This is a genomic window from Kribbella sp. CWNU-51 (assembly GCF_054073265.1).
The window spans coordinates 1-2,735 of sequence record NZ_JBSXMZ010000072.1 but is presented as its reverse complement, the minus strand read 5'-3'; the positions used below and the strand labels follow the sequence as shown (position 1 = coordinate 2,735).

Annotated in this window: 4 protein-coding genes; all 4 read left to right on the top strand. The window is 69.0% G+C overall.

What is annotated here, in order from left to right; all coding sequences use genetic code 11:
• Positions 1-131: 131 nt before the first annotated feature.
• Positions 132-818 carry a hypothetical protein gene (locus ACXC9Q_RS41860; RefSeq protein WP_457062610.1) on the top strand — a complete coding sequence of 229 codons (687 nt, stop codon included), beginning with the start codon at positions 132-134 and terminating at the stop codon, positions 816-818.
• A 1-nt stretch (position 819) separates the two neighbouring features.
• Positions 820-1,245: a phage holin family protein gene (locus ACXC9Q_RS41855; RefSeq protein WP_329474688.1), complete on the top strand. Its 426-nt coding sequence runs from the start codon at positions 820-822 to the stop codon at positions 1,243-1,245.
• Positions 1,221-1,853 carry a DUF3618 domain-containing protein gene (locus ACXC9Q_RS41850; protein ID WP_457062608.1) on the top strand — a complete coding sequence of 211 codons (633 nt, stop codon included), beginning with the start codon at positions 1,221-1,223 and terminating at the stop codon, positions 1,851-1,853. The genes ACXC9Q_RS41855 and ACXC9Q_RS41850 overlap by 25 nt, the downstream gene beginning before the upstream one ends.
• Positions 1,853-2,735, top strand: an 883-nt coding sequence (locus ACXC9Q_RS41845) for a YihY/virulence factor BrkB family protein (RefSeq protein ID WP_457062607.1), incomplete at its 3' end; no start/stop codon positions are given. The genes ACXC9Q_RS41850 and ACXC9Q_RS41845, both read left to right, overlap by 1 nt.

Here is a 2,735-nt window from a genome sequence, read left to right as displayed (position 1 = left end):
GGCAGAGATGCTGCGCCCTCTGGCCTAGGTAGGCCACCCTCCTCAGCCCTGTGTTGCCGTGCTTCTCGTACGGCGGATCAGACGCGGGCTGATCCATGACGTCAATCAATGCTCCTGGAAGGAGCCGTCACATGACGCATACAACGAACCATCGGATGGACTCGGACAGTCCGCCCACAGAAGGTGTCGCCGGGACAGCCCGGGACGAGGCCGGGCAGCTGAAGGAGACGTCGGCCGAGGCCGCTCGTCAGGTTGCGGGGACCGTCAAGGACAAGGCATCCGACGTGACGTCGGATGTCCGGGAGCAGACCCGGCGGCTGGCCGATCAGACGCGGAACGAGCTGGTCGGGCAGGCGAGCCAGCAGAAGGACCGGGCCACCAACGGACTCCGTTCGGTGAGCGACGAGCTGCGCGGGATGGCCGAGCACGGTCAGTCCGGCCTGGGTGCTCAGCTGGCACGGCACGGTGCGGGCTTCGCGGATCAGGCTGCGGACTTCCTGCAGCAGCACGAGCCTGGCGATTTGCTGGACGAGGTCCGCGGGTTCGCGCGGCGCAAGCCGGGCACGTTCCTGCTGGTGGCCGCGGCCGCCGGTGTAGTGGCCGGCCGCCTCACGCGTGCCTTGGCAGCAGGCGGCACCAATGCGTCGGGCAGCAGCGGTACGCCGTACGGCAATGGATCGGTGAGCGGCAACGGCATGCCGGGGCAGCAGGTCGGTGGCGCGGATGTCGACGACTATCTCGTCCCGCCGCCGGTTGCGCCCAACCAGGATGCCGGAGCGCCGGTCCAGTCCAAGTTCACACCGGGACCGGGGCTGTGACATGACTGTCGACGGATCACCGCCCGGCAGCAGTCCGGCCCGGCTGTCGATGGATGAGTCGGTTGGTCAGCTGGTCTCCCAGCTGACCACCGACCTGGGGCAACTCACGCGCCAGGAACTGGCGCTGGCCAAGGCCGAACTCCAGGCGGAGGCGAAGAAGGCCGGCAAGGGCGCAGGCATGCTCGGCGGCGCGGCGTTCGCCGGCTGGATGGTCGCCCTCTTCCTCTCCCTGACGGTGATGTGGGCTCTCGACGAGGCCATGGATCTCATCTGGGCAGCGCTCATCGTCGCCGCCATCTGGGCGGTCGTGGCCGCCGTACTGGCGACGACGGGACGCAAGGAGCTCCAGGAAGTCAATCCGAAACCCGACCAGACGGTCGAATCACTCAAGGAGGACGCGAAATGGCTGAAGACCCGGAAGAGCTGAAGCGCGACATCGAGCAGACGCGGCGCAACGTGGGCCGCGACGTGGACGCCCTGACGGAGAAGGTCAGCCCTGGTCGCGTCGTCGGCCGGCGGGTCGACCGGGCTCGCGGCGGGGTCCATCGGCTGAAGGAGCACGTGATGGGCTCGGCGGAGTCCGTGGGCGGATCCGTGAGCGATACCGCCGGTTCGGCCGTGTCGACCGTGCAGGACGCGGGCAGCAAGGTTGGTGACGCTGTCAGTTCTGCACCGGACATGGCCCGGGCGCGGACTCGCGGTACGCCGCTGGCCGCCGGCCTGATCGCCTTCGCGGCCGGATGGGTGGCGGCCGCCGCGCTCCCGGCGTCGACGCGGGAACGCGACCTGGCCCAGGACACCAAGGACAAGGCGATGGAGGCTGCCGGTCCGGTGAAGGAGCAGGCCGCCCAGATGGCCCACGAGGTGAAGGACAACCTCCAGGAGCCGGCGCAGCAGGCTGTCGAGAACGTCAAGCAGTCCGCATCCCAGGCGGCGACCGACGTGGCCGACGAGAGCCGCTCGGCGGCTCACCAGGTCGCCGACGATGCCAAGGACTCGGCGGACAACGTCCGGCAGGCCGGTTCCTCGAGCTGATGAGCGGCGAACGGCGGGAAGTTCCGGGACTGGATGCGGAGAAGCCGACCGAGATTCCGGCGACCGGCTGGTGGCAGGTGATCCGGCGAGCTTGGGCTGAGGCCAAGGCCGACCAAGTTCCCCTGCTCGCGGCCGGCGTCGCGTTCTTCGGTTTCCTCTCGCTGTTTCCTGCCGTCGTCGCCGGGGTGCTGGCCTATGGGCTGGTTGCGGATCCGACTCAGATCCGCAACCAGGTCAAGGATCTGGCCGCGGCCATGCCGGCGTCAGGGCGCGATCTGCTGCTCCAGCAGCTCGACGCTCTGACCTCGGCGCCACGGCAGGGACTGGGGATCGGCGTCGCGATCGCCGTAGTGGTCGCGCTGTGGAGCGCGTCAGGAGGTGCGGGGTACCTCCTGACCGCTGTCAACCTCGCCTACGACGAGGACGAGACGCGCGGGTTCGTCCGCCGCAAGCTCCTGGCACTGAGCATGACGCTGGGCGCGATCGTCTTCGTCCTGCTCGCGATCGCCCTGTTCACGGCCGGCGCGGCGATCGGGAACGATGTGGCCGCGCCGGTCCGGATCCTGCTCGAGGCGGTACGGCTGGTGCTGGCCGTCGTACTGATCACTGTGGCGCTCGCCGTCACCTACCGGCTCGGGCCGGATCGGGACGCCCCACGCATCCGCTGGGTGTCCGCGGGAGCCATCGTCGCGACCGTCATCTGGCTGATCGCATCGATCGGCTTCTCGATCTATGTCGAGACGTTCGGCAACTACGCCAAGACCTACGGCAGTCTGGCCGCGGTGGTGGTCCTGATGTTGTGGCTGTGGCTCACCGCGTACGCCGTACTGCTCGGAGCCGAGATCAACGCCGAGGCCGAGCAGCAGACCGCCCGGGACACCA